The following is a 251-nucleotide window of genomic DNA, read 5'->3' as shown; positions in this document are numbered from 1 at the left end:
CGTACGATCTGTTCATCGAATTGGACAAACACGCATAAGGATTTGGGTAAGTCATGCACGTTATTCAGGCAATCGAGTTGGAAAAAGTTGGGCCGTACCAGAAGCCGGTGCGGTTTGAGCCGCCGTGCGGGGTTAGCACCATTTATGGGCTGAACCGCGCTGCGGGCAAGGCATCGCAAAACTCGAATGGGGTAGGCAAATCATTGCTCTTCTCAGTGTTGCCTGAAGTGATGTATGACGAACCGCAAATC

The 251-nt window shown here is 51.4% G+C and carries 1 protein-coding gene; it reads left to right on the top strand.

Annotated features, from left to right (window positions below; all coding sequences use genetic code 11):
• Nucleotides 1-53: 53 nt before the first annotated feature.
• A partial coding sequence (locus tag AC1RPN_RS09115) for a hypothetical protein (RefSeq protein WP_481763864.1) occupies nucleotides 54-251 on the top strand: 198 nt, incomplete at its 3' end.

Source organism: Dellaglioa sp. CoH-57-MRSF-20 (assembly GCF_056781955.1).
Note: the sequence above shows the minus strand (reverse complement) of the source record. Positions and strands in the feature narration are given on the sequence as shown.